This is a genomic window from Blastomonas sp. CCH1-A6 (assembly GCF_001556365.1).
In the GTDB taxonomy this organism is placed as follows: Bacteria; Pseudomonadota; Alphaproteobacteria; order Sphingomonadales; family Sphingomonadaceae; genus Blastomonas; species Blastomonas ursincola.
Map to the genome: position 1 here is coordinate 1 of NZ_LSIS01000244.1, position 1,398 is coordinate 1,398.

Below are 1,398 nucleotides of genomic sequence, written 5' to 3' on the forward strand. Positions count from 1 at the left end.
TCGCGCCGGTCAGCGTCAACGTGCCGCTATTGGTGATCGCGCTGCCGCCAAAGCTGCCCGCGACATTCGCCGTCGCGCCCGCATTATTGGTCAGCCCGCCCGCCAGCGTGCCGGTGCTGGTCAGCGTGCCGGCGTTGGTCAGCAGGCCGATGATCGTGCCCGCATTGGTCAGCGTCGCATTGTTCTGCACCGCGCCTGCAATCGTGCCGCCGCTGGCCAGCGACAGCGTGCCGCCGCTCACGGTGGTCAGCCCGGCATAGCTGTTGGCGCCACCCAGGGTCAGCGTGCCGCCGCCGCTCTTGGTCAGGCCCGCCGCCCCCGAAATCGGCGCGTTGATCCGGGTCGCAAGGCCCGAATTGACGGTGACGATCGAGAAGCCGCCCGTCGTCGCCAGGCCACCTGTCGAGTCAGCGGCATTGAGCACATAGCCGTCGGTCAGGAAGCGCAGCTCCTGGAAGGCCTGGCTGCCGATTATTCCGACGGCACCACCGGCAGCACCTGCGAACACGCCCGCCTGGCCCGCCCAGGGGGTGTTGACCGCAAAGCCGGTGGGGTTGGTCCAGTTGGTGGAGGTGCTGGTCCAGGTCCCTGCCCCGCCATCGCCGTTCACGGTCGCGACCGCGCCGGTCAGGTCCGCGCCATCCCAATATTGCACGGTCTGGCCGCCCGCGTTGAACAGGATGTTGATCTGTCCCGCAATGTCGGTGCGCAACTCGGAGATGAATCCTAGCGGCAGCGTTCCCAGGTTCAGCGCATTGTTGGTCAGCGTGCCGCCATAGTTGAACAGGCGATAGAAGCCTGCACTGAAGCCATCGAGCGCGGTGACGTTGAGCGTGCCATCGAGCACCAGATTGCCGCCAACCGTGATCAGGTCGTTGATGCCGCCGCCGACGACGCCGGGCTGCGCGAGCTCGAAATTCAGCACCGAGCTGTCGTTCAGCGTCAGATTGCCCGCGATGGTCTGCGTCGCCGGGCTCGTGCCGGGCGAGAGGATGCCGCCATTGGCGACCACGACATTGCCCTGGATCGTGCCCGAGCCGCCGAGCGTGGCCCCCGAAGCGACATTGATCGTGGCTGCCCGGTTGGTGAGATCGCCCAGAACGCCGTTGACCAGCAACGTGCCGCCATTGACGTTGAACGTGCCGGTAAAGCCATCCGCAGCGGTGTTGCTGCCGGTCAGCGTCAGCGTGCTGGCGAGGTTCTTCTGCACCGAGCCTGCACCGGTGAAAACATTGGCGAGGCTGAGCGCATCGCTGCGATTGAGCAACAGCCCAGCGCCACTGGCGATCGAGACATTGCCCGTGCCGAGGCTGCCGGTGGTGCCGCCCTCACCGATCTGCAGGCTGCCGCCGGTGATGCTGGTGGTGCCGGTATAGCTGTTCGCGCCGGTCAGCGTCA

1 protein-coding gene is annotated in these 1,398 nt (G+C 66.6%); it reads right to left on the minus strand.

Going from position 1 to position 1,398, the window contains the following annotated elements:
- Window positions 1-1,398 (minus strand): autotransporter-associated beta strand repeat-containing protein (locus tag AX735_RS11440; protein ID WP_202189559.1); only part of this gene is annotated, 1,398 nt, incomplete at both ends.